At 38.7% G+C, this 23,625-nt stretch carries 21 protein-coding genes; 1 reads left to right on the top strand and 20 read right to left on the bottom strand.

Annotation, left to right across the window (positions count from 1 at the left end; all coding sequences use genetic code 11):
* Nucleotides 1–179: 179 nt before the first annotated feature.
* The 20 genes from NST91_RS00325 to metG form a co-directional block, all read right to left on the bottom strand.
* The gene (locus NST91_RS00325) at nucleotides 180–1,796 is read right to left on the bottom strand and encodes a putative polysaccharide biosynthesis protein (RefSeq protein WP_341329581.1); all 1,617 of its coding nucleotides are present in this window, start codon (nucleotides 1,794–1,796) and stop codon (nucleotides 180–182) included.
* Nucleotides 1,797–2,099: 303 nt separating this feature from the next.
* On the bottom strand, nucleotides 2,100–2,636 hold the full coding sequence (gene spoVT / locus NST91_RS00320) for a stage V sporulation protein T (RefSeq protein ID WP_099353514.1): 537 nt from the start codon (nucleotides 2,634–2,636) through the stop codon (nucleotides 2,100–2,102).
* A 232-nt stretch (nucleotides 2,637–2,868) separates the two neighbouring features.
* On the bottom strand, nucleotides 2,869–6,405 hold the full coding sequence (gene mfd / locus NST91_RS00315) for a transcription-repair coupling factor (protein WP_341329580.1): 3,537 nt from the start codon (nucleotides 6,403–6,405) through the stop codon (nucleotides 2,869–2,871).
* Nucleotides 6,406–6,558: 153 nt separating this feature from the next.
* Nucleotides 6,559–6,789 (bottom strand): anti-sigma-F factor Fin, encoded by a 231-nt coding sequence (fin, locus tag NST91_RS00310; protein ID WP_121449302.1) that lies wholly within the window; start codon nucleotides 6,787–6,789, stop codon nucleotides 6,559–6,561.
* A 99-nt stretch (nucleotides 6,790–6,888) separates the two neighbouring features.
* Nucleotides 6,889–7,452, bottom strand: a complete 564-nt coding sequence (pth, locus tag NST91_RS00305) for an aminoacyl-tRNA hydrolase (RefSeq protein WP_341329579.1) — start codon at nucleotides 7,450–7,452, stop codon at nucleotides 6,889–6,891.
* A 187-nt stretch (nucleotides 7,453–7,639) separates the two neighbouring features.
* Complete coding sequence (locus NST91_RS00300) at nucleotides 7,640–8,275, bottom strand: 50S ribosomal protein L25/general stress protein Ctc (protein WP_341329578.1); 636 nt, start codon at nucleotides 8,273–8,275, stop codon at nucleotides 7,640–7,642.
* Nucleotides 8,276–8,369: 94 nt separating this feature from the next.
* On the bottom strand, nucleotides 8,370–9,323 hold the full coding sequence (locus tag NST91_RS00295) for a ribose-phosphate diphosphokinase (RefSeq protein ID WP_341329577.1): 954 nt from the start codon (nucleotides 9,321–9,323) through the stop codon (nucleotides 8,370–8,372).
* Between the two features lie 17 nt (nucleotides 9,324–9,340).
* Nucleotides 9,341–10,720, bottom strand: a complete 1,380-nt coding sequence (gene glmU, locus NST91_RS00290; protein WP_341329576.1) for a bifunctional UDP-N-acetylglucosamine diphosphorylase/glucosamine-1-phosphate N-acetyltransferase GlmU — start codon at nucleotides 10,718–10,720, stop codon at nucleotides 9,341–9,343.
* Between the two features lie 305 nt (nucleotides 10,721–11,025).
* The gene (gene spoVG / locus NST91_RS00285; RefSeq protein WP_010285377.1) at nucleotides 11,026–11,316 is read right to left on the bottom strand and encodes a septation regulator SpoVG; all 291 of its coding nucleotides are present in this window, start codon (nucleotides 11,314–11,316) and stop codon (nucleotides 11,026–11,028) included.
* A gap of 143 nt (nucleotides 11,317–11,459) precedes the next feature.
* Nucleotides 11,460–11,834 carry a Rid family detoxifying hydrolase gene (locus tag NST91_RS00280; RefSeq protein ID WP_121449307.1) on the bottom strand — a complete coding sequence of 125 codons (375 nt, stop codon included), beginning with the start codon at nucleotides 11,832–11,834 and terminating at the stop codon, nucleotides 11,460–11,462.
* Nucleotides 11,831–12,691: a pur operon repressor gene (gene purR, locus NST91_RS00275; protein WP_121449308.1), complete on the bottom strand. Its 861-nt coding sequence runs from the start codon at nucleotides 12,689–12,691 to the stop codon at nucleotides 11,831–11,833. Before purR ends, NST91_RS00280 begins: the two co-directional genes overlap by 4 nt.
* A 54-nt stretch (nucleotides 12,692–12,745) precedes the next feature.
* The gene (gene ispE, locus NST91_RS00270; RefSeq protein ID WP_121449309.1) at nucleotides 12,746–13,615 is read right to left on the bottom strand and encodes a 4-(cytidine 5'-diphospho)-2-C-methyl-D-erythritol kinase; all 870 of its coding nucleotides are present in this window, start codon (nucleotides 13,613–13,615) and stop codon (nucleotides 12,746–12,748) included.
* Nucleotides 13,616–13,795: 180 nt separating this feature from the next.
* The gene (locus tag NST91_RS00265) at nucleotides 13,796–13,981 is read right to left on the bottom strand and encodes a small, acid-soluble spore protein, alpha/beta type (protein ID WP_121449310.1); all 186 of its coding nucleotides are present in this window, start codon (nucleotides 13,979–13,981) and stop codon (nucleotides 13,796–13,798) included.
* A gap of 289 nt (nucleotides 13,982–14,270) precedes the next feature.
* A complete protein-coding gene (gene veg / locus NST91_RS00260; protein ID WP_077620147.1) occupies nucleotides 14,271–14,540 on the bottom strand; it encodes a biofilm formation stimulator Veg in 270 nt (89 codons plus the stop codon).
* 244 nt (nucleotides 14,541–14,784) lie between these two features.
* A complete protein-coding gene (gene yabG, locus NST91_RS00255; protein ID WP_341329575.1) occupies nucleotides 14,785–15,669 on the bottom strand; it encodes a sporulation peptidase YabG in 885 nt (294 codons plus the stop codon).
* A 1,259-nt stretch (nucleotides 15,670–16,928) separates the two neighbouring features.
* A complete protein-coding gene (rsmA, locus tag NST91_RS00250; protein WP_440273524.1) occupies nucleotides 16,929–17,861 on the bottom strand; it encodes a 16S rRNA (adenine(1518)-N(6)/adenine(1519)-N(6))-dimethyltransferase RsmA in 933 nt (310 codons plus the stop codon).
* The gene (rnmV, locus tag NST91_RS00245; protein WP_341329573.1) at nucleotides 17,815–18,378 is read right to left on the bottom strand and encodes a ribonuclease M5; all 564 of its coding nucleotides are present in this window, start codon (nucleotides 18,376–18,378) and stop codon (nucleotides 17,815–17,817) included. Before rnmV ends, rsmA begins: the two co-directional genes overlap by 47 nt.
* Before the next feature lie 247 nt (nucleotides 18,379–18,625).
* Complete coding sequence (locus NST91_RS00240) at nucleotides 18,626–19,822, bottom strand: resuscitation-promoting factor (protein ID WP_341329572.1); 1,197 nt, start codon at nucleotides 19,820–19,822, stop codon at nucleotides 18,626–18,628.
* A 221-nt stretch (nucleotides 19,823–20,043) separates the two neighbouring features.
* Nucleotides 20,044–20,814, bottom strand: a complete 771-nt coding sequence (locus tag NST91_RS00235; RefSeq protein ID WP_341329571.1) for a TatD family hydrolase — start codon at nucleotides 20,812–20,814, stop codon at nucleotides 20,044–20,046.
* A gap of 56 nt (nucleotides 20,815–20,870) precedes the next feature.
* Nucleotides 20,871–22,820: a methionine--tRNA ligase gene (gene metG / locus NST91_RS00230; protein WP_341329570.1), complete on the bottom strand. Its 1,950-nt coding sequence runs from the start codon at nucleotides 22,818–22,820 to the stop codon at nucleotides 20,871–20,873.
* Between the two features lie 506 nt (nucleotides 22,821–23,326).
* Here metG and abrB point away from each other — a divergent pair.
* Nucleotides 23,327–23,611: a transition state genes transcriptional regulator AbrB gene (gene abrB / locus NST91_RS00225; RefSeq protein ID WP_121449317.1), complete on the top strand. Its 285-nt coding sequence runs from the start codon at nucleotides 23,327–23,329 to the stop codon at nucleotides 23,609–23,611.
* The last annotated feature ends 14 nt before the right edge of the window (nucleotides 23,612–23,625 follow it).

Genomic DNA, 23,625 nt, shown 5'->3' with positions numbered 1-23,625 from the left:
TGACACATCGAATTTCTGCGTTGTCTTGCTTCTCCGGTCCTCACGTATTTACTGCATACGCTCCGGTCCTCGGGAGCTCGCGTCGCCTTGAAATTTCGACGCACAGGACGTGCTAGTGTCGACAAGACATGAGGACGTGGCGTTTTTGTCGACGCAGTCCTCTTCATCCTCCTTTTTAATCACGACCCTTTAATTAGCCTAATAAGGAAGGTTCCTTTGGATCCAATCGGGACTTCCGAAAGTTCTTCTTCTGAAAATACACTCCCTCTTATAATAAAAAACAGATAGGTTACTCCTCCAATAATTACAGAGGTTAATGCCTCGAAGCTAGCAAACATGCGACTTTCCCCGCCTATTGGAAACACCTTATGCAAACTCCATCGATAGCAAAAAATAACTAGCCCCATGGCAATCATTGCAAATAAGACACGATAAAGAAAGGACCAATTTTGTAAGGCACCGGGGAGTTTTCTTTTAATAATCGACATATGTAGGACAGATGTCCCTCCAAAGGCAATGAAGGTTGCAACAGCTGCTCCAACTGTTCCGTATCCTGGAATTAATAACAGGTTGAAAATCCATTTTACTAACATTCCAATAATGACCACGATTGCCGGTAAGAATGGATGGCCCAGCCCTTGTAAAATAGCCGTAATCGATTGGGATAATGTTGTAAATAAAATAGATAAACCGATAATCGTGAGTATGTTTGTTCCCAGGTCATTACGAAATAACATGATATTTGTGGGTTCAAGGACACATGCAAGACCTACTGAAGCCCCAACTCCAACAACTATACTTAGACGAAATGTAAAATCAACCTTTGCTTCAATAAAAGCTAGGTCGTTTCTAGCCTTTGCACTTGCAATTAATGGGACAAGCGATAATGCTAATGATGTTGCTACCACAGTTCCAAGCTGAAGGAGTGGTTGTCCGCGGTCATAAATTCCTTTTGCTTGTTTTGCTGCTTCCTCCTCTACTCCCCCTGAAATCAAAAAAGAGTATACAGTGAAAGAATCAACCAACTGAAAAAGAATCAGTAACAAAGCACTAATGCAAATTGTCATCCCCTGTGTGAAAAGGATTTTGATAATTTCTATCGTTTTTATCGAAGCGTTTGAAAAAGGTCTCATCTGATGGCTCTTTTTTCTTTTAAGTAAGTAAAACAAGAGAACTGAAAGAGCTGCAAAGCCTCCAGTTATCGAACCAAATATCGCTCCCGCTCCAGCCACATATGCTCCATACCCATAATCCAAAAGTAGAAATGACATGAACAAAATCGTTACGACACGAATTGATTGTTCAGTTACTTGTGAAACTGCGGTTGGTATCATATTTTTATGACCTTGAAAAAAGCCACGAAAGACAGAGATAAAAGGCAAGAGTAAAAATGAAAATGAAATCACTTTTATTAGTGGTGTGAGTTTTTTGTCACCCATCCAACCTGCAACGACTTCAGCACCCCAGTATAAAAAACTAAATAATAGTACTCCCAATCCTAATAACGTAAATAGAGTGATATATAGTATTTTTATGACAGAGACTTCATCATCTTGTTCTAATTTTTCCGCTAGAAGCTTTGATATAATCACTGGAAATCCATATGTAGAAAAAACAAGGACAATCCCGTAGATCGGATATGCCTGTTGATAAATATAAAAGCCAATATCCCCTGCGATATTTTGATACGGGATACGGTAACCAGCACTAAGTATCTTGGTGATCAAACCGGCTATGGTAAGAATGAAAGCACCTTCCCAAACTCGCTTTGATCTCTCTTCGGATTGGACGCTCATCGCCCATCTCCTTCCTAATCAAATGCGCCTTGGCGTATTTGCGCCCAGATTTTTAGGCCCACACGAGGTGGGTCACAAAGACGTTGCCACAGGAAGTGGCGCATTTAGTCTTTGATCTTATGCTCGAAAAGTTTCATTTAAAAATCTGTGGCATCCGCCGGAGCATAAACTTTATTCAGTCCGACTGAATAAAGTTAAATAATTTCCAGTGTATTATAACATACTTCCCCAGACATTACCCTTAACGGAAGAAAAGGCAGCTATATTAGCTACCTTTTCCATGGATCAAACATTCGTTTTTTATTACTGTTCCATTTGTCTCGCAAGGAACCCGGCTGCCGTTTCGACGGCTTTTTGTTCTACTTCTCCGAGTGCTTTTTCTTTTGATAATATGACAACAGCACCAATTGGGTCTCCATTTGCAATAATCGGACCAATCGTATAAGATGAGATTGTTTCGTCAGCACCCTCAACGATGGATACTTGGCGCTCTTCTGTTTCTAAAATAGAAGTTCTGTCTTCCATCGACTTTTCAATGAGTTCGCTTATGTTTTTATTTAAGTATTCTTTCTTGGAGCCTCCTGCAACCGCAATAAATGCATCACGGTCACAAATAAGTACTTGGTGTCCTAAGCTATCAAAAAGTGCTTCCGCATACTCCTTTGCAAAATCGCTTAGTTCACTAATCGGAGAATATTTCTTTAAAATGACCTCTCCATCACGATCAACAAAAATCTCTAATGGGTCTCCCTCTCTAATACGTAGCGTTCTACGGATCTCTTTCGGGATAACTACTCGACCTAAATCATCAATTCGACGAACAATACCAGTTGCCTTCATTCTTATGATGCCTCACTTTCATCTGATGATTAAAGAATAGTGGTGATTGATGTACAATTTGTATAGATTTGAATAAATCACCATTTGTTGTTGAGTTTAGTATCTTACACCAACAGAGTTCTATTCACGATGAATGTGATTTTTCGATAGAGGAAAAAATAACCATACACAAGAACTATAGGCAACTCAGACTTTGGTTCTATTCGTTAGAATTTCATCTATGTCACCTGAATTAAACTGCATTCACATTTTCCTTTTTGACATCTTGTAATCCTTTGACCATATCATGAATAATGCCTAGCCATTGGTTAGCCTCAATTCCCTTTGTTTGGATAACAATCTTTAATTTACTGCCTTCCATTCCAAGGCTAATCATACGGCCAAATGTATTTCCTAATTTAAAAATCTTCCCGCCATCAATTTGACTGCTTGCCTCTTCTGAGAGCAGAATGGTAATTTCCTGCTTAGCTTGTTTTATGGAAATAACCTGCTCTTCCAAAGCAAATACCTTTATTCTGGCAATCTTAAATAGGTATTCTACCTGTTCTGGATATTCACCAAATCGGTCAATCATTTCCTCTTGCAATTCTTCGACATCCTCCATCTCCGTGATGCCTCTAAATCGCTTATACATATCTATTTTTTGGCGGCCATCAGAAATGTACGCATCCGGGATATACGCATCTACCTCAACATCAATTTCCACATTAGCTGGTTTTACAGTAGTTGTATCACCTTTACGTTCCTCAATTGCCTCTTTCAACATTTGTGAATAAAGGTCAAATCCAACTGAATCAATAAATCCGTGCTGCTGCGCTCCCAAAATATTACCTGCACCACGAATAGAAAGGTCTCTCATTGCAATTTTGAAGCCTGAACCAAGCTCTGTAAATTCTTTAATCGCTTGTAATCGCTTTTCTGCAACTTCGTTCAACACCTTATCCTTTCGGTATGTAAAGTAAGCATAGGCAACACGATTCGAACGCCCAACACGCCCTCTTAGCTGATAAAGTTGCGAGAGTCCCATCCGGTCTGCATCCTGAACAATCAATGTGTTCACATTTGGAATATCAACACCTGTTTCGATAATGGTTGTTGTTACTAAAACATCATATTGACCGTCAAGGAAATTTAATATCACTGCTTCGAGTTCGTTCTCAGTCATTCTTCCATGAGCATATGCAATCCTTGCATCAGGAACTAGCATCGAGATTTCTTCCGCCTTACGCTCAATATCCTCAACCCGATTATATAAGAAGTAAACTTGACCATCCCTTGCCATTTCCCGTTCAATCGCTTCCCTTATAAGTTCACCATTGTATTCCACAACATATGTTTGAACAGGAAAACGATTCTCAGGTGGCGTTTCGATAACGGACAAATCACGGACTCCAAGCATGGACATGTGAAGCGTTCTCGGGATTGGTGTTGCCGTTAAAGTAAGCACATCAATATTCGCTTTTAACTTTTTGATTTTTTCCTTGTGTGTAACACCAAAACGTTGTTCTTCATCGATAATTAATAGCCCAAGGTCTTTATACGTAATATCTTTAGACAATAGGCGATGTGTTCCGACAACGATGTCAACTGTCCCAACCTTTAGCCCTTTTGTTACTTCCGTTTGTTGTTTCTTTGAACGGAATCGACTCAATTGGCCAATTGTTATAGGGAAGTCCTGGAACCTTTCGCGGATTGTTTCGTAGTGCTGTTGTGCCAAGATTGTGGTCGGAACTAAAAAAGCAACCTGTTTTCCATCCATAATAGCCTTGAATGCAGCGCGAATGGCAACCTCCGTCTTTCCATAACCCACATCTCCACAGAGAAGGCGGTCCATCGGACGTTCACGTTCCATATCCTTCTTAATTTCCTGAATCGATCTTAACTGATCTTCTGTTTCTTGATATGGGAATGACGCCTCAAATTCTCTTTGCATTTCTCCATCAGGAGAAAATGCATATCCCTTACTTGCCTCTCGCTCGGCATACAACTTTATTAAGTCATCTGCTATATCCTGAACAGAGGATTCAACCTTTTTCTTTACACGTTTCCAATCAGTTCCACCTAATTTGTAAATCTTCGGATCTTTACCTTCTGAAGCTACATATTTTTGCACCTGTTCAATTTGGTCAACAGGTACATAGAGTTTGTCATCACCTTGATAGCGAATATGCAAATAATCCTTGTGGATTCCATTAATCTCTAAGGTTTCAATGCCTAAATACTTTCCGATACCATGATTTACATGAACAACATGGTCGCCAACCTGTAATTCTGAATAGCTTTTTATCCGCTCGGCATTTGAAAGCTTTTGCTTTCGTTTTGTTTTTTGCATTTTCTTCTTAAAAAGCTCTTCCTCAGTGATAACTGCGATTCGTTGCAACGGTAATTCAAAGCCGTCTTGTAAATCCCCAAGCAAGATTTGTGCTTTTCCTAGTAAAATATCTCCATCACTCTTACTTGTAAGTACATCGATTTCATAATCTGACAGGACCTGTTCCAGCTTTTTCACTCGGTCCTCATTTGAACCAAGGAAAATAACTGTATATTTACCCTTCTGCCATCGTTCCAATTCTGCTTTAAGGACATGCATCTGGCCATGGAAGTTTTGCATCTGTTTGCAGGACATATTTAAAATGTTCTGTGGGCTTGTATGTGGTACATGCCTTAGAAAAAGAGATAGATAAACCAAAGGATTAGTTGACTGATGTATAAGCTTTGTAAATTGGTGAGACAAGGTAATGTTATGAATAATCTCCCCTTGCGATAAAAGACTTGTTACCCACTCAGCTTCTTCTTTATCAAGACTATCAGCCATCTCCTGAACTCTACTAATTTCATCTAAAAGTACGAGACCATTTGCAGGTAAATAGTCTAGTAAACTAGCAGGCGTATCATAGACAAGAGATAGATATTTGAACATTTTCTGCAAAATTTGACCACTTCTCATCTGTTCAAGTTCGTAGGAAATGTTCTCTAATAACAGTTTTTTTGCTTTCTCATCTTTAACCTTTTTAAGGCTTTTTGCTAGTCCTTCTTCTAATGCATGTACGCCTTTATCTAAGTGCTTAGGTGTTAATAAAATTTCGGTAGCAGGTCCAATAGTGATTGAGTCAATTTTCGCCTGTGATCGTTGATCCTCTAGTGAGAATGTGCGAATGGAATCTACCTCTGTATCAAATAACTCAATACGTACAGGATTTTCTTCTGTTAAGGGATAGATATCGAGAATTCCACCTCTTACGCTGTATTCCCCGGGTGCTGATACCATTGACACACGTTCATATCCCATCTCAACCAGTTTTTCTAAAATAGACTCCACTTCTATATCATGTCCAACCGTAAATGTCAGCTGACTTTCATTCCATAGTTTCTTAGGTGGAAGGAGTCTCTTTAAACCTGCTATTGGAGCAACTATGACACCCTTTGATTGATGACTCCAATAATTTAGAGCCTCAATACGCTGGCCTTTTAACTCGGGGCTTGCAATTCCTATTTCTGATGCAATTAATTCATTCACAGGATATAGAAAAACCTCGTCTTCTTCTAAAAGACCGTTTAAATCCTCATAAATTTTCTGTGCCTGAAACAAATTATGGGTAACGACCAATATCGGTCGATTTGTTTGTCTATAGAGAGCTGCCGCAAACACAGTTCGAGCTGAACCAGATATACCGGCTATTAATTGCTCACGCAAGCCTCCTTCAATTCCATTTATAATTGATTTTAACTCATCATTATTCCCAACATATTGTTGTAGTCCCTTAAGCAACTCGGAAACCCCCTCTCGAAGTTTTTACGTGTATAGTAGTAACTCGTGCTTAAATAGATTCATTCATTGGATGTGAATCTCGTAAAATGGAGCTTCGCGCCTTTTTACATAAATAGAAAAACGCTTTGGTTGCGAAGGCCAAAGCTTTTCCTCTTATTGAATAAATGATTCATATTGATGAAAATCAGGATTCCGTTGCAACGCTTCCTGACAATCTTCACATATTGTTTTTACATGAATGTCGCCATTTGATTGGTAAGATATCATCTCTTGTCGTTCTTGGTCAGTTAATTGATGAAATCCAAGACTCTCACTATGTAGGGATAGGTTATCAATACTTCCAACCTTCACACCACAATGTCGACAATGGTAGTGTAGTGACATAAGAATCCTCCTTTTTACGGATACGACCATAGTTTACACTTTCTAGTATAAACCGCGTTGGGATTCTTTATTCACTGCCTCTTACCTTATCATACTACACTACTTTGCATTAAATTCGTTCATTACTTGTAAAAATGATGTTGACACCCATTTTTCTGCAGCTTCAGCGGACTTTTGGATTGCATCTTGAATATCCTGCAAATCCTCAGCTGGAAAACGACCTAAGACATAATCAGCTATCTTCATGCCGTTTGTAGGGCGATTGATTCCAATTCGAATACGCTTAAATTCCTGAGTGCTCAGGTGCTGAATAATGGATTTCATTCCATTATGGCCCCCTGCACTTCCTTTTTCGCGCAACCTAATTTTTCCTACTGGTAAGTCAAGCTCGTCATATACAACAAGTATATCTTCAACTAGAATATCATAATAATCCATGAGTGGCCTGATACTTTCTCCCGATAAATTCATATATGTGAGAGGCTTTAAAAGAATAACCTTCTCCCCATTCACCATGCCTTGACCAAATACTCCGTTGAATTTTGCCTTATCCAGCGGTATATGTAATTGATTAGAAAGCTCATCAATAACCTTAAACCCAACGTTATGTCTTGTCTCCTCGTATTGCCTACCGGGATTTCCCAACCCTACTATCAACTTCATTTTTTCCCCCACCTTGTTAATTCAAAAGTAAAAGGCGCCCATCTATCGGCGACAAGCATAAGACAAGCGCTGGCAGAAGGTGCCTTTTACCTTCAGATGTGATTGTCTTATGACCTCGAGCTGATGGCGCCTGGAACTGGATGTCGCAAAAGGACGTAACCGTTTTGGTCACGTCCAACCTTTTTCTTTAGCCTTCTTCAGATTCGTTAGTTTCTCTACCCTCTAGGTTTTCAGGTTCGCCAGGTTCTTGTTCTTCTCCTGTGCTAATCTCTTCTTCCTGTCGTGGTGCAAGAACAGAAGCCACGACCTGTGAAGTATCTTGGTTAATTGTAAATTTACCTTTTGTATCAATGTCCTCTAACGTAACAACATCGCCAACCTCTACGTTTGACACATCCACATCAATTGTTTGCGGAATATCTGTTGGAAGTGCAGAAATGGACACTGAATGGATGGACTGCTGAAGCACTCCGCCATCCTTCACTCCAGACGCTTCCCCAACTAAATTAATATTCACGTCAACGGTAACTTCTGTTGACATGTTTACGATTTGGAAATCTGCATGAATGATTTCACTTTTAATTGGGTCTGTTTGAACTTCTTGTAGCATAACAGAATGCTGGTTATTTTGAATTGCAAGTTTGATAATTCCATTACGACCAGTGGTGCGAATCGTTTTTAAAAAGTCTGCACTATTTACGTAAATGGGTTGACTTTGATTCGGCCCATTTAAGACTGCCGGGATGTTTCCCGCTTGTCTAATCTTTGTTAATGTAGAATTTTTATCCTTTACTCGTTCTGTCGCTTCTAAAACTACAGACATTCTATACACCATCCTTGGAAGATTTAGTCATATTACTAAATTTCCCCTAAAGATGATGAAGTAAACCTTCTTTTTAAAAAGAAAGGAAGCTTTCTTAATCAAATAATGTGCTTACTGATTGTTGCTCGTGAACACGTACGATTGCTTCACCGATTAGTGGAGCTACAGAAAGCTGCTTGATCTTACTGATTTGTTTCTCTTCTGGCAATAGAATCGTATTGGTTACAATCAATTCTTTGATTTTTGAATTTTGAATACGTTCAATTGCTGGTCCTGATAATACAGGGTGTGTACAACATGCATATACTTCAGAAGCACCATTCTCGACAAGTGCATTTGCAGCTAACGTAATTGTCCCTGCTGTGTCAATAATATCATCAATCAATATTGCCGTTTTCCCCTCAATGTTACCAACAATATTCATCACTTCTGCCACATTTGGCCTTGGGCGACGCTTATCTATAATCGCGATAGGAGCCTTTAAACGATCCGCCATTTTACGTGTACGTGTAACCCCACCATGATCTGGAGATACAATAACAATATCTTCAAGATTCTTGGCTTTGAAATAATCAGAAAGAATTGGCACGCCCATTAGGTGGTCAATCAAGATATCAAAAAAGCCTTGGATTTGCGGTGCATGAAGATCTAACGTAATTACACGATCTGCACCTGCTGTTTCTAACAGATTTGCAATTAACTTTGCTGTAATTGGCTCACGTGCACGTGCTTTTCGGTCTTGTCTTGCATACCCGTAATAAGGCATGACAATATTTATAGTCTTTGCGGAAGCACGTCTAAGTGCATCAATCATAATTAATACTTCCATGATATGTTCATTTACAGGAGCACTCGTTGATTGAATAACAAAAACATCGCATCCACGAATACTTTCTTCAATGTTAATTTGAATTTCTCCATCGCTAAAACGTGTTACAGAGCACTTCCCAAGCTCAACACCAATTGACTTAGCAATTTCTTCAGCCAAAGGTGCATTCGAATTCAACGAAAATACCTTTAAACTTGAGTCACGGTATTCATTAGGCATGATCTTACTGACCTCCATTAGGAATTTTTCTTTTGATTTAAGATCTCTACATAATTTTCTTTATTAACTTGGCGAGCTCTAGCTATTGAAAGTGCGTTGCTAGGGACTTCACTTGTTATTGTTGAGCCAGCCGCAACGTATGCTCCTTCGCCAACTGTCACTGGAGCCACTAAATTTGAATTACATCCAATAAATGCATTGTCTTCGATTTTTGTTAAGAATTTATTTTTTCCGTCATAGTTGACAGTGATAGAGCCGCAACCAATATTTACATTTGTGCCAACCTCCGCATCTCCAATATAGCTTAAGTGAGATGCTTTACTTCCTTCACCAAAAACAGCCTTTTTTAGCTCAACAAAGTTTCCAACTTTTACTTTGTCACTAATTTGAGATGCTGGACGGATATGCGCAAACGGTCCGATTGCTACATCATTTCCAATACTACTATCATGTGCAACTGAATGTCGGATCACAGTACGATCACCAATCTTACAATTCTTTATTTCTGAATTTGGACCAATCTCACAATCCGAACCAATTTCAACATCGCCAATAATCATAGTACCGGGATGTAAAACAGTGTCTGAACCGATTTTGGCATCTGATGAAATGTACGTATTATCCGGATCGATGATGGTAACACCATTCATCATGTGCTGTTTATTGATTCTTTGTTTCATTAACGTTTCTGCCTGAGATAAGGCATAACGATCATTCACTCCAAGTGTCTCCTCGAATGATGCTGTTTGGAATGCAGATACAATTTCGCCCTTACTTTTCAGAATTTCAATGACATCTGGAAGATAATATTCGCCCTGTACATTGTCATTGGATACATTTGAAAGCGCTTCAAATAGTGCTTCGTTATCGAAACAATATGTACCCGTATTGATTTCGGTAATTGTTCGTTCTTCATCTGTTGCATCTTTATGTTCTACGATACGCTCCACATGTCCTTCTGCATTACGGACAATTCTCCCATAACCTGTTGGCTCCGAAGCCACAGCTGTTAGGATTGTTGCCTTAGCGCCAGCATCTTCATGCTGTTTTAATAACGCCTCCATCGTTTCTGCTGTTATAAGCGGAGTATCTCCACAAACGACTAATGTTACTCCCTTTTCATTTGCTAAGTGGTCTGTTGCCTGCATAACAGCGTGCGCTGTGCCTAATTGCTCAGCTTGAAGGGCATATTCGCTTTTATCTCCAATTTGTGCTTTTACAGTTTCTGCTCCGTGTCCAACTATTGTCACGAGTTTTTGTAAGGATAATGTTGAAAGTTGATCTACTACATGCTGTACCATTGGTTTTCCACATACAGGATGCAGTACCTTGTAAAGCTTAGACTTCATACGTGTTCCTTGCCCAGCGGCCAAAATTACGCCGTATCTTTTTGTCATGTTCAGGCCTCCAATTAACCTAATCAAATTCGCCTCGGTGAAATTGCGACCAAAATTTTCGAGCACGCCTGAAAATTTTTCTTTGAAATCGCATATCTCCGCCAGAGGCTTTAGCATTATGCAAACCTCAATTGCAAAATGTTAAACCTTTTTATCCATTTCGAATATATCTTAAAAAGAGACCATTTTCAAGAAAACTAACGAAAGTACATGTTTTTTTAACTGGAAAAAGTTTATTGGGGATAAGGAGGGAAAGAAAAAGAGCCTATGTATATGTAGGCTCTTTGATGTAATAATTTTTTATTTTATGATGCGCCCGCTTCTTCAAACTCAACCTCTACTTCACCTAAACGGTGATACTCAGCTAGTACAGCATCTTGAATCTTTCCACGAGTACTTGAGTTAATTGGATGAGCGATATCGCGAAACTCACCATCTGGAGTACGTTTACTTGGCATTGCAACAAATAAACCATTGTTTCCATCGATTACACGAATGTCATGTACAACAAATTCATGGTCTAACGTAATTGATGCAATCGCTCTCATTCTACCTTCAGTATTAACGCGGCGTAATCTAACGTCTGTCACTTCCATTCTGTTCACCACCTTTTTGACTATATAAAAACTTAGTTATTCATATTCAACGAAAAATCGGAATCTCCTGCTAAATATCAAATATTTTTTTAAAAAGATTCATACTTTTTTGTGAATGAACAGAATGTTAGTGAATAACGCTATTATTTTACGAGTGCGATTACCTCAATTTCTACTAAAACATCTTTAGGAAGTCTTGCCACTTCAACAGTAGAGCGGGCTGGTTTATGCCCGGCAAAGAATTCCCCATAAATTTCATTTAGTTCTGCAAAGTCATCCATATTTTTAATAAATACAGTAGCTTTAACAACTGTTTCAAGAGATGCGCCCGCTTCAGCTAAAACAGCTTGCAGATTCTTAAAAACCTGTACCGTTTGTTCTTTAATTCCTCCACTAACAAGTTCACCAGTTGGTGTTAGAGGAATTTGCCCAGAACTAAAAAACATATTATTGACAATGATTCCTTGTGAATATGGTCCAATTGCAGCGGGTGCTTGATTCGTTTGTACCTGCCTCATTCTTCTTCCCCCATCTCATCTTCAATTTCTACTTGTCGTAAGTATGATTCATAATTTCCAACAGCAACTTTAATTTGTTTTTCTTTCACATCAACATCTGTAAGTTTTACTAAGGATATGTACTCATCCACTAGTCTTTCTTCTACACCTTCAGATTCAACTAGGACACCGATCCCTTTAACGTTTGCATTGAACTCTTCAAGGATACTAACCATTCCATTTACAGTTCCGCCAGCTTTCATAAAGTCGTCGATAATTAGGACATTTGCTCCTTCCTTCAAACTCCGCTTAGCTAGTACCATTGTCTGTATCCGCTTTGTAGATCCGGATACGTAATTAATACTTACAGTAGAGCCTTCAGTCACTCGATTGTCATGTCTTACAATGACAACGGGAACGTCTAGATATGATGCAACTGCATATGCCAATGGTATCCCCTTTGTTGCAACAGTCATAACAATATCAATCTCATGATTGGAATAAATAGAAGCAAAGATTTTCCCGATTTTATTAACAATTCTCGGGTCTCCTAGTATATCAGTAAGATACAAATAACCACCCGGAAGAAGCCTATCTGGATTTGCTATTACCTTACAAAGTTCCTCAACAACCTCACTCGCTTCATCTTCCCCGACCATTGGAATAAATTTTACTCCTCCAGCAGCTCCTGCTACTGTAATTAATGTTCCAATTCCTTGCTGCTCAAACGTTTGCTTGATAATAGCTAGATCTTCACTAATTGAGGATTTAGCAGAATCATATTTTTCAGCAAAATAAGAGAGAGAAACAAGGTGCTGTGGATGTAAAAGCAAGTGATTTGTCATATCAACAAGTCTACTACTCCGTCTAAATTTCATGGCTGCCTCCAAAAACCGAATATTTTATAGATAATATACCATTAATATACGTTTTTATTCAACCTTATTTCGCTCACCAAGCAATCTAACTGCATAAACCTGGTCACAAAAGCCACGCAATCCATTATAAATCCGCTGCATTCTAGATTCTCTTTGAACAAGTCCAAAAACAGTAGGTCCACTTCCACTCATTAATACTGCATCCGCACCGAACCGTTTCATTTGCTCCTTTATGTTTGCTACTTCCGGATGGAGCTTAAGAGTTACATCCTCTAATACATTTCCGACACGATCACAAATCCCGCCAAAGTCCTTCATTTCAATTGCTCGAATCATCCCATCCACGTCTGGATGATTGATTTGATCAATTGAAAGGTTCCGATAGACATCTGCTGTTGAGACCCCTATTGTTGGTTTTGCTAATATGATCCAACAATGTGGGGGTGCAGGTAATTCGGTTATAATTTCACCTCTGCCAGTCGCAAGGGCAGTCCCACCATAAACACAAAAGGACACATCTGAGCCAATTTCAGCTCCAATCGATGCTAGTTCGTCTAAACTCAGACCAAGGTTCCAAAATTTATTTAGTCCCCTTAACGTTGCGGCTGCATCACTGCTTCCACCAGCGAGCCCTGCAGCCACTGGTATTGATTTTGTAATCGAAATAACGACGCCCTTTTTTACTCCGTATCGCTTTTTCAGTAAGCTTGCAGCCTGATAAGCTAGGTTACGGCTGTCATCCGGTACAAAACGATTATGGGAAACGACCTTAATTTCATCCCCCTCATAATCGGATAATTCAAGCCTGTCCGATAGATCGATAGTAGTCATGATCATCCGCACCTCATGATAACCATCCTGGCGCTTATGTAATACATCGAGCGCTAAATTGATCTTTGCCGGGGCCTTAACTAATAATTTCATGAAAACACCTGCTTTAAACGTAAAATTCAATATTGACATTGTACCATAAAGTAAACAACGTAAAACAGTGATGTCGTGCTGTCTGCACGGTTTTTTATGTAAATCGTTCATAATGACCTTATTCTTATATAAAGAAAGCCGAAGCGAATCTGCTCCGGCGTCGTAGTTCAAGAAACTGTTTTACTGGTTTTTCCCCTTATTAGCAAGCTGTTGTTGCCCAATTTCAATTGCCCGTTTTACCATATTACCGGCATCACGTGAACGAATTGCACCCCAACCTTCATTTTTTACAGTGTCATAAAAACCAAGTTCTTTTGCTAACTCCTCTTTAAAGGTTTCCGACATAATTCCTCTACGTCTTCCCAATAACTACAACCCCTTTCTAGCTACGACAACCTTAGTATTAGAAAAACAAGGGATAATTATAGTAACAATTTATCCTATTAATTCTTTTTTAAACAAAAAACGTGGCTCTTTTTTTAGAAAAGCAAAAAGGCGCCCGCACTTCGGCAACAAGCATAAGCAAATCTCTAACAGAAGGTGTACTTTACCTTCAATAGCAATTTGCTTAGACCAAAGAGCCAATGGCGCCTAAAGCTAGACATTAAAAAAGTACCACGTTTTTAAACAAAATAAAAAGCAGCAAACACAATGTCTACTGCCCACTTATAGCAATGTTCCCAGATGTCTCATCAAAGAATGTTAATTGAACGGTTTCTGTAAGGATATCAGCATAGCTGTATGATACTCGCTCAAACGAGTTCTCGTCCTGGTCTAGTTCAATTACAAATACAGAGGGGTACGTTTCAGCGAGTACTCCCGAGCGCTCGATTGTCTTTCTACGACCACCGTTCGCCTTTAAAGTAAGCCTCTTGCCTAAATTTGTATCTAAAGACCTTTTGATATCAAGCAAAGTTTTTCCCATTTCACTCCACCTCACTATTTTAAGTATACCAAATAAATCTTAAAACGTCAAACAAAACTAAAATTATAACAATGATACAAAATACTTGTCAATATATATTTTCCTACATTTTTCTTAGTGCACAACCGATAGTATGTTCAAAAGTGTAGCTAATATGTATAAAAATCAAGATTTCTTTCATCGACATATTTTTCAATCGTTATATATGTAATAAAATACCAAAGAGAATCTCTAGCGTAACACGTTAGAGATCCCCTTCTTCTTCATCCACTAATTTTTGGTAAGGCATACCCGTGCGTAATACACCCTTCGTTTCAATCCCTCCAAGGCCCTTTTCTCCTGTTAATGTATTTCGTAGGACATCCCATACATTAATTCTTTCATCAAATGGTGTAAAACAAATCTTTGCAACGATATATACAGGGTCTAGCGCATGAATATTGACTCTTGAAGGTGAACTTGCATAATTTGCACCCGCTCTTATCAAAGACTCGAAGTGGGACTGGCATGCACCTGCAAAAATAACAAGTTGATCTAAATGCGGAACTCGTTTTCTTGCCTGTCGAACCGTTTGAGCAAAATGGCGAGAATGCCGATATGCCTTTAGTTCAGTAACCTTTCCCTTCGACTTTGAAAATGCATCATGCCCAGTTATCACAAGTATGTCAGGTCTATATTTATCAAGTAACTCATCAATCTTATCTGGCATTTCCTTTTCATGACAATGTACTCCATATACAGGAACACCTATCTTCTCATATAACGCTAGGCACTTTTTTAAGTAATTGGGGTCACCATCAATATGCAGGACTCTTCCTGGAATTTGAAAAAACTCTGTATCACTTGAATAACCACCTGTAGCAAGATATTCATTTTTTTGCCTAATTAACTGATAATCTTGTCGAAAAAGGCGATAGGAATGATCCACTTTTTCTCGATCAGTCCGCTGTCTCTTCTGTCTTTCGTTCTCATCGACTAGAACTAAATCATCGTATGGAGCATCTGCAATCAACCTTACATCTTCACCATATAAATAAACTGTTTGATCATGTGCAATTTCTGTTACTTTAAACAAAAGGTCAAAGTGATATGATTTCCTTGCAACAATATCACCAACTTTTATTTCCATCCTCAACCACTCCAACTTCGAGGTAATTTGCGCTTATGAGATACCTACTGGTTAGCCTATGCAGAATAGGCAAAAGTGGTGAGAGGAAAGAAAGTGGAACAACCTAAAAAAGACAAAGGGCTTACTATTAAGTAACGTATTCCATTTTGAATTACTAACAGTTTAATTATCATATCCGCCCGCATTTGATTAATGTCAAATAAATTTTAATCAAAAAACTACCAGGTAATAAAGTATTGCTGACAATGGAAGGCCATTTCTGTTGGGGTGTGGTCGATGTTTGGGTATCTTCGGACAACAGAGGGCATAAGCTGCGCAAGTGTGTCCGAAGTTTAGGTAACTTCGGACTGCACAAAGTAATTTCTGCTGGGCTGTGTCTGAAGTTGAGGCATCTTCGGACTGCCCAAGGCAATTTCTGCTGGGCTGTGTCTGAAGTTGAGGTATCTTCGGACTACGCTAGGCAATTTCGGCTGGGCTGTGGCTGAAGTTGAGGCATCTTCGGACAGCTCAAGGTAACTTCTGCTGAGGTGCGTCTGAAGTTGAGGTATCTTCGGACTGCGCTAGGTAATTTCTGCTGGGCTGTGTCCGAAGTTGAGGTATCTTCGGACAACGCTAGGCAATTTCCACAAGGGTGTGTCTGAATTTTAGACATCTTCGGACAACAGAGGGCATAAGCTGCGCAAATGTGTCCGAAGTTGAGGTATCTTCGGACAACGCTAGACAATTTCTGCTGAGGTGTGTCCGAAGTTTTGGTAACTTCGGACAGCTCAAGGTAACTTCTGCTGAGGTGCGTCCGAAGTTGAGGTATCTTCGGACAACGCCAGGCAATTTCCACAAGAGTGTGTCTGAAGTTGAGGCATCTTCGGACAACGCTAGGCAATTTTTGCTCATGTGTGTCCGAAGTTTTGGTATCTTCGGACTACGCTAAGTAATTTCTGCTGGGCTTTGTCTGAAGTTGAGGTATCTTCGGACAACGCTAGGCAATTTTTGCACAAGTGAGTCTGAAGTTTTGCTATCTTCGGACTGCACAAGGTAATTTCTTCGCGAGCGTGTCCGAAGTTTAGTCATCTTCGGACGACGCTAGGCATGATCTGCGCAGGTGTGTCCAAAGTCAAGTAACTCCATTTAATTAAAAGGTTTTGCCGTACTTCAGCAGCAACTGTTGTTCTCAAAAAAGTTAAAGCGTGAATTCGTATGTGAATTCACGCTAGAAATGTATTGTAGTTTACTGTTTTGCTCCTTGAATCGGAATACGTTAACTATTCAGTAGGCCCTTTGTCTAAGTTCTTATACAATTCATTACTCAAGTGCCCGAATTCTTCGATTGATAATGTTTCTCCGCGACGTTTTGGATCGATATTTGAAGTGGCTAAACACCCTTCAATTACTTCTTTTAAAGCCTTCCCGTTTGGAAGATTTGAGGTTAAATTATTTAAGATTGTCTTTCTTCTTTGTCCAAATGAAGCACGAACCACATCAAAAAAGAAGGGTTCATTTTCAACCTTTACTGCAGGTTCCTTCCTTTTGATTAAACGAATCACGGCAGAGTCTACATTGGGTTGTGGAACAAACACGGTTCTTGGTACCGTCATGACAGTTTCAGCGGTGGTATAATACTGGATGGCAATTGATAATGAGTTATAATCCTTTGTACCGGGTACAGCTGAAATCCGATCTGCTACTTCTTTTTGCAGCATTACAACAATGCCTCTTAATGGGATGTTTTCTGTTAAAAGCTTCATAATGATAGGCGTCGTTACATAATAAGGGAGGTTGGCAACTACCATAATATCGCTAGTTCCCTGCATTTTTTCATGAATGACAGACTGCACATCTGCTTTTAATACATCCTCATGGATAATCTCAACATTTGGATATGGAGATAACGTATCTGCTAATATTGGCAAAAGTCGACCATCTATTTCAAATGCGACCACTTTTTTTGCTCGCTTAGCAAGCTGTTCAGTTAATGCTCCAATTCCTGGTCCAATTTCGATTGCTCCTGTTTCCTCTGTAATTTCAGCGTGGTCGACTATGCGGTGGAGAATATTTGTGTCAATCAAAAAGTTTTGTCCTAAGCTTTTCTTAAATGAAAACCCATGCTTTTCTAAAATTGCTCTTGTTCTTATAGGTGTGGCGATATCTTTAATCACTTTGCCTTTCCCCCTGTAGTACTTTTTCGACAGCCTCATCAAATGCCACTTTTGTGATTTGGAACATTTGCAGGCGTTTATATAGCTGTTTTCCGTTAGTATAACCAATTTTCAAAAGGACGCCTAGCTTTTCTCTTCGTTCCTTCGCCTTACTGCCTCCAATCAATCCTGCCTCTATCAGAGCGTCTAAGTCGATATCAGAGTCAAAGTCCTCCCGCTCTTGTTTAACCTCTTCTAAGGCCTTTCTAATCGCTTCTGGGGTAGCATGCTCGACCCCAATCTTTTTACCTGACTTCGCAAGTGCCTCTTTCTTTGGCAAAAAAGCATGCTTACATCCAGGAACAGCATTCGCCACAATTTTGCGGATTCTCTCCCCTGGGTAGTCTGGATCTGTAAACACGATCACTCCTCTTACTTGTTGAGCGTGTTTAATGGTTTCTAGAACATCTTGATTAACAGCTGAACCGTTTGTCTCGATTGTATCAGCATCAACCGCTCTTTTGATTGCTACGGTATCATCTTTGCCTTCCACAACAATTATTTCTTTTATTTTCATTTTTATTGAAACCTTTCTCGATTTATTTCGTCTAACATTATAGATACAAATATTACATAATTATAACAAAAAAGACATAGACATAAAAAGAAGTGTTCCAGTGCCTTGGTCAGCCCCAACAAGCACAAGACAAGTCAGCGAGAAGGTTGCTCTTTGACCTTCTTGATGGATTGGCTTGTGACCTAGAGGGCTAGGCACTGGAACCGGACATAAAAAAACAGAGGAATATTCCTCTGTTCAATGCAAGTTAATTTAGTATTTGAATTTTCACCTTTCGTTGGCCCCAACGAAAAGCTTGAGATTTTTCCGAGAAAAAGACATCAATCTTATAACCTTTAATATCGGTTCCCTTGTCAGCAGCTACTGCATAGCCATATCCTTCTACATACACTTTTGTACCTAAAGGAATGACACTAGGGTCAACCGCAATAACCTTGACATTTGGATTTGAACGAAGGTTAATTCCTGTGGCAGTTGTTCCTGAGCAACCACTACAATACGCAGTATACGCTGTAGATGAAACATAGAATTCTTTTGAAACATTAGCTTTACCACGGGAAACCTGTTGAACAATTTCACGTGTACCGACTGCTACAACTTTATCCTTACTATCTTGTAAGGTTTCTGTTTTGATAAGATCTCTTGAAACTTCTTTACCATTTTCAAGAACGACTTCGTAGTGTTTTGCAACCTTACCATCTTGGCCAGGATTTACTACCTTTTGCTTGCCCTTATCAAGGCTGTTGTCTTTTTTCTTAACAACCGCAAAGGCAACTGATTCTTCCACTACATCGGTGACTTTTTCTACTCGTACGACATTGACGACACTATTTGCTGTAATCTGTGCTTCCATTCCTGGTTCTACTCGATCCAATTCATTTAGTGTAACATTTTGACCTTTTAAAAAGTCAGCGACAGTAGTCGAAGTGGACCAAACCTTTGATTCTGTACCGCCGTCATTTAAAGTGAGTTGAAATGCTTTTTCAACTTCCACCTTCATATCTTCTTTTAACTTTGTATCTATACTTGGATTGACTTTATCGTGTTCTGTTATTTCTACCTTAGTGTCTTTGAAAAGATCTCCCACGGTTTTGACTGTTGTCCAGACCTTTTGTGGTTGGTTATCAACTACAAGCTCAACCGGAATAGCCTCTTGCCATGTCACTTTCAAATTGTCCTTGATTGCCGTATCCATTGAAGGTGAAAGCTCGTCATGTTTCGAGACATCTATCTCTAAATCTTGTAGAACTTCTGCAACCGTGTTTGCGTGCGTCCTTATAACTTGCTCATTTCCATTTAATGATAGTGTAACTGTATCCTTTGTAGTTTCATATGTAGCATAACCTGTGCCGGCACCTACTAAGACTATAAAACTACTTATCGAGACTATTAATCTCTTTTTGTGCTTTGACTCGGAAAACAGTTTTTTCATGTTTTTAAGCAAATGAAAAACGCCTCCTTCTCTCAGTGGATTATATAAAGGATATTATATTCTGTCAACCCCACCCCTTTTTTCATTCACCGTACTAAATATTATGCAAGAAGAATTTTTAAAAAGGAAGAATTAGTTGTCGACAAAGATATATATGAGACAAAGGAGACATGTAGAACTTTTTCTAATTAACTTATTGTTGGACAAGCTATCCTATTTTTTGACAAAATTTGCTATCGTTTTATGCCGAAAAATCGCTTCGCATTGTCGGATGTTATTTGGGCAATTTCCTCAAAAGTAACCCCTTTTAGTTCCGCAATTTGCTCTGCTACATATTTCACATAGCTTGGTTCATTTCGTTTTCCTCGAAAAGGATGTGGTGTTAAATAAGGGCAATCCGTTTCAATTAGTAGACGATCTAATGGAATTTCAGTTGCTACCTCTTTTGGTTTTTTTGCATTTTTAAAGGTAACGGGTCCACCAAATGAAATGTAAAAGTTCATATCCATACATTGTTTTGCAACTTCAACACTACCAGTAAAACAGTGCATAATGCCGCCGACCTCACTTGCTTTCTCTTCTTCTAGGATTTCAATAATGTCGGCAGTTGCCTCACGATTATGAATAATAATGGGTAGCTTTACCTTCTTTGCTAGTGCAATTTGCTTACGAAAGACTTCCTTTTGAATTTCTTTTGGGGACTTGTCCCAATAGTAATCAAGACCCATTTCACCTAACGCTACGACTTTTGGATGGGAACAAAGCTCCTCAATCCATTTAAGATCTTCATCTGTCATATCAATTGCATCCACTGGGTGCCACCCAACTGTTGCGTAAATAAACTCATAAGTATCCGCTAATTCTATTGCTCTTGTAATCGTTTCACGGTCAAACCCAACAACTACAATTATTTCAACACCTTCACTTTGTGCTCTTTCAATTACTTCTTCTAAATCTTCTTGATACTGTATCGCATTTAAATGAGCATGTGTATCAATTAACATAGATAAAACTCCTTTTTCAATATGTAAAAAGGACAGAAGCTATCTGTCCCCTTTTGTTATTTTACTTTAGCTCCATTTGGTAGGCTTTGATCAATCGTGGCAACTGATAGCTTCCCATCAACTGACCCTGCTAAAATCATACCTTGTGATAATTCTCCACGTAATTTTACAGGTTTAAGATTTGTTACACAAATTACCTTCTTACCTACTAATTCCTCAGGAGTATAATATTGTGCAATGCCAGAAACAACCTGACGCTTTTCAAAACCTAAGTCTAATTGAAGTTTTAATAGCTTATCAGCCTTTTTTACAGGCTCCACTTGAAGCACCTCTGCAACACGTAGTTCGACCTTCATAAAATCATCAATTGTGATTTCATCGGCTTGTTCCACTTCTTGTACAGGCTCTTCTTTTTTCGTACCACCCTGCATTTTAGCTTTTATATATTCTACTTCGTCGGCAATTTCTAATCGTGGGAAAATAGGCTCACCCTTAGTAACCTGAAGTCCTTCTGTTTTAATTCCGAACTCAGTTAGGCTTTCCCATGTTTTTAATGCTTCTTCCTTCATTCCGAGTTGTGTAAAAATCTCACCTGGAGTTTTGATTAAGAACGGCTCAAGCATAATTGCTGCAAAACGAAGCGATTCTGCTAAATGACTCATAATTGAACCTAGTTCATCCTTTTTCGCTTCATCCTTTGCAACAACCCAAGGCTGAGTTTCATCAATATACTTATTTGTTCGGCTAATGAACTGCCATAGAGCTGTAAGCGCAACAGAAAACTCCATTTTCTCCATCGCTTCTTCATATTTAGAAACAGTGTCCACCGCAAAATTCGCTAGCTGCGTATCATATTCTGAATGATTACCCTGATAAGTTGGAATGGTACCATCAAAATACCGTCCAATCATTGCAACAGTACGGTTAAGTAAGTTTCCTAAGTCATTTGCCAAGTCAAAATTGATTCGTTCTACAAAACCTTCAGGTGTAAATACACCATCAGCACCAAAAGGAACCTCACGAAGTAAATAATAACGAAGTGAGTCCAGCCCATAACGGTCAATTAATGTAACCGGGTCAACGACATTTCCTTTTGATTTCGACATTTTTCCATCTTTCATTAATAACCAACCATGGGCAAATACCTTTTTCGGTAGAGGAAGGTCTAATGCCATTAGCATAATTGGCCAGTAAATCGTATGGAAACGAACAATCTCTTTACCTACTAAATGAACATCAGCTGGCCAGTATTTTTGATATTTAGTATCATCGTCAGTACCATAACCTAATGCTGTGATATAGTTCGATAATGCATCAATCCATACATAGATAACGTGCTTTGGATCTCCTGGTACTTTAATACCCCAATCAAACGTTGTTCTTGATACAGCCAAATCCTCAAGACCAGGCTTAATAAAGTTATTAATCATTTCATTTTTACGGGACTCAGGTTGGATAAACTCCGGATTCTCTTCATAATACTGAAGCAGGCGATCTACATATTTACTCATTTTGAAGAAATAGGATTCTTCCTTTACCTTTTCAACTGGACGTCCGCAGTCAGGGCAATTTCCATCTGCTAATTGTCTTTCTGTAAAGAAAGATTCACATGGTGTACAATACCATCCTTCGTATTTGTCAAGATAGATATCGCCCTGTTTAACAAGTTGGTCAAAAATCTTTTCGACAACCTTTTTATGGCGATCTTCTGTAGTACGAATAAAATCATCATAAGAAATCTCAAGTTTTTGCCATAATTCTTGGATACCTGACACAATCTCATCAACATACGCTTGTGGTGTAACACCTTTTTCAGCTGCAGAACGTTGGATTTTTTGACCGTGCTCGTCAGTTCCTGTTAAAAACATGACATCATATCCACGTAGTCTTTTATATCTAGCCATAGCATCTGCCGCTACAGTTGTATATGCGTGACCAATATGTAATTTTCCACTTGGATAATAAATGGGTGTAGTTAAATAAAATGTTTTATTTTCTTGTGCCATTGTTAAACCTCCTCTTATCAAGTACACGTGTAGACATACTATTCATCTATTCCTATTATATCTTCAAAATATACCTAAAGCACGAGAAAAGCGCAAGCGCCTGTAGCCCCTGCCCCTTGAAGAAAAAAGAAATGCCAAATTTCTGTATCAAAATAGAATATGCAAGCGAATGAAATAGGAAACGATTCGACAAATACGAAATAGAACCTTTTTTCGACAAAAATAACGTGAATCTTGTCGAATTTAGTCGAATCGAATTACCATTTTTCCCTTTATTATAGTACAGTATTTATTCATAAAAAAGTAGATTAATAAGATTGGCATTTCTATAAAAGCTTGATGTTATAGGACACATGTACCATTATTATACATATTTTAAAAGAATTGTAGTTAAAAGTGATTGACGTTAAATGGAAATCTTGATATTATTATCTAGAAATCAATTTGTCGAAAATTGACGATATAGAGAGATAAATAAATAAAAATATTGAGAGGAGAAAAAAGAAATGAAATCTACAGGTATTGTTCGTAAAGTTGATGAATTAGGTCGTGTGGTTATTCCTATCGAACTTCGTCGTACATTAGACATCGCAGAAAAAGATGCGTTAGAAATTTATGTTGACGATGACAGAATTATCTTAAAGAAATACAAGCCCAATATGACTTGTCAAGTAACTGGTGAAATTTCAGATGATAATTTTACACTTGCTAATGGCAAGATTGTTCTTAGCCGTGAAGGTGCAGAACAAATCCTTAAAGAGCTTCAAAACAATCTAACAGTTGTAAAATAATAAATGATAGACGA

It is taken from the genome of Ferdinandcohnia sp. FSL W7-1320 (assembly GCF_038050315.1).
Classification (GTDB): Bacteria; Bacillota; Bacilli; order Bacillales; family Bacillaceae_L; genus Ferdinandcohnia; species Ferdinandcohnia aciditolerans.
Note: the sequence above shows the minus strand (reverse complement) of the source record. Positions and strands in the feature narration are given on the sequence as shown.

What these genes read in the sequence shown, in the direction of transcription:
- NST91_RS00325 (WP_341329581.1), bottom strand. Translation starts at nt 1,796, where the DNA reads ATGAGCGTCCAATCCGAAGAGAGATCAAAGCGAGTTTGGGAAGGTGCT.
- spoVT (WP_099353514.1), bottom strand. Translation starts at nt 2,636, where the DNA reads ATGAAGGCAACTGGTATTGTTCGTCGAATTGATGATTTAGGTCGAGTA.
- fin (WP_121449302.1), bottom strand. Translation starts at nt 6,789, where the DNA reads ATGTCACTACACTACCATTGTCGACATTGTGGTGTGAAGGTTGGAAGT.
- pth (WP_341329579.1), bottom strand. Translation starts at nt 7,452, where the DNA reads ATGAAGTTGATAGTAGGGTTGGGAAATCCCGGTAGGCAATACGAGGAG.
- NST91_RS00300 (WP_341329578.1), bottom strand. Translation starts at nt 8,275, where the DNA reads ATGTCTGTAGTTTTAGAAGCGACAGAACGAGTAAAGGATAAAAATTCT.
- NST91_RS00295 (WP_341329577.1), bottom strand. Translation starts at nt 9,323, where the DNA reads ATGCCTAATGAATACCGTGACTCAAGTTTAAAGGTATTTTCGTTGAAT.
- glmU (WP_341329576.1), bottom strand. Translation starts at nt 10,720, where the DNA reads ATGACAAAAAGATACGGCGTAATTTTGGCCGCTGGGCAAGGAACACGT.
- spoVG (WP_010285377.1), bottom strand. Translation starts at nt 11,316, where the DNA reads ATGGAAGTGACAGACGTTAGATTACGCCGCGTTAATACTGAAGGTAGA.
- NST91_RS00280 (WP_121449307.1), bottom strand. Translation starts at nt 11,834, where the DNA reads ATGAGGCAGGTACAAACGAATCAAGCACCCGCTGCAATTGGACCATAT.
- purR (WP_121449308.1), bottom strand. Translation starts at nt 12,691, where the DNA reads ATGAAATTTAGACGGAGTAGTAGACTTGTTGATATGACAAATCACTTG.
- ispE (WP_121449309.1), bottom strand. Translation starts at nt 13,615, where the DNA reads ATGAAATTATTAGTTAAGGCCCCGGCAAAGATCAATTTAGCGCTCGAT.
- veg (WP_077620147.1), bottom strand. Translation starts at nt 14,540, where the DNA reads ATGGGAAAAACTTTGCTTGATATCAAAAGGTCTTTAGATACAAATTTA.
- yabG (WP_341329575.1), bottom strand. Translation starts at nt 15,669, where the DNA reads ATGGAAATAAAAGTTGGTGATATTGTTGCAAGGAAATCATATCACTTT.
- rsmA (WP_440273524.1), bottom strand. Translation starts at nt 17,861, where the DNA reads ATGAGGCTGTCGAAAAAGTACTACAGGGGGAAAGGCAAAGTGATTAAA.
- rnmV (WP_341329573.1), bottom strand. Translation starts at nt 18,378, where the DNA reads ATGAAAATAAAAGAAATAATTGTTGTGGAAGGCAAAGATGATACCGTA.
- NST91_RS00235 (WP_341329571.1), bottom strand. Translation starts at nt 20,814, where the DNA reads ATGTTAATTGATACACATGCTCATTTAAATGCGATACAGTATCAAGAA.
- metG (WP_341329570.1), bottom strand. Translation starts at nt 22,820, where the DNA reads ATGGCACAAGAAAATAAAACATTTTATTTAACTACACCCATTTATTAT.
- abrB (WP_121449317.1), top strand. Translation starts at nt 23,327, where the DNA reads ATGAAATCTACAGGTATTGTTCGTAAAGTTGATGAATTAGGTCGTGTG.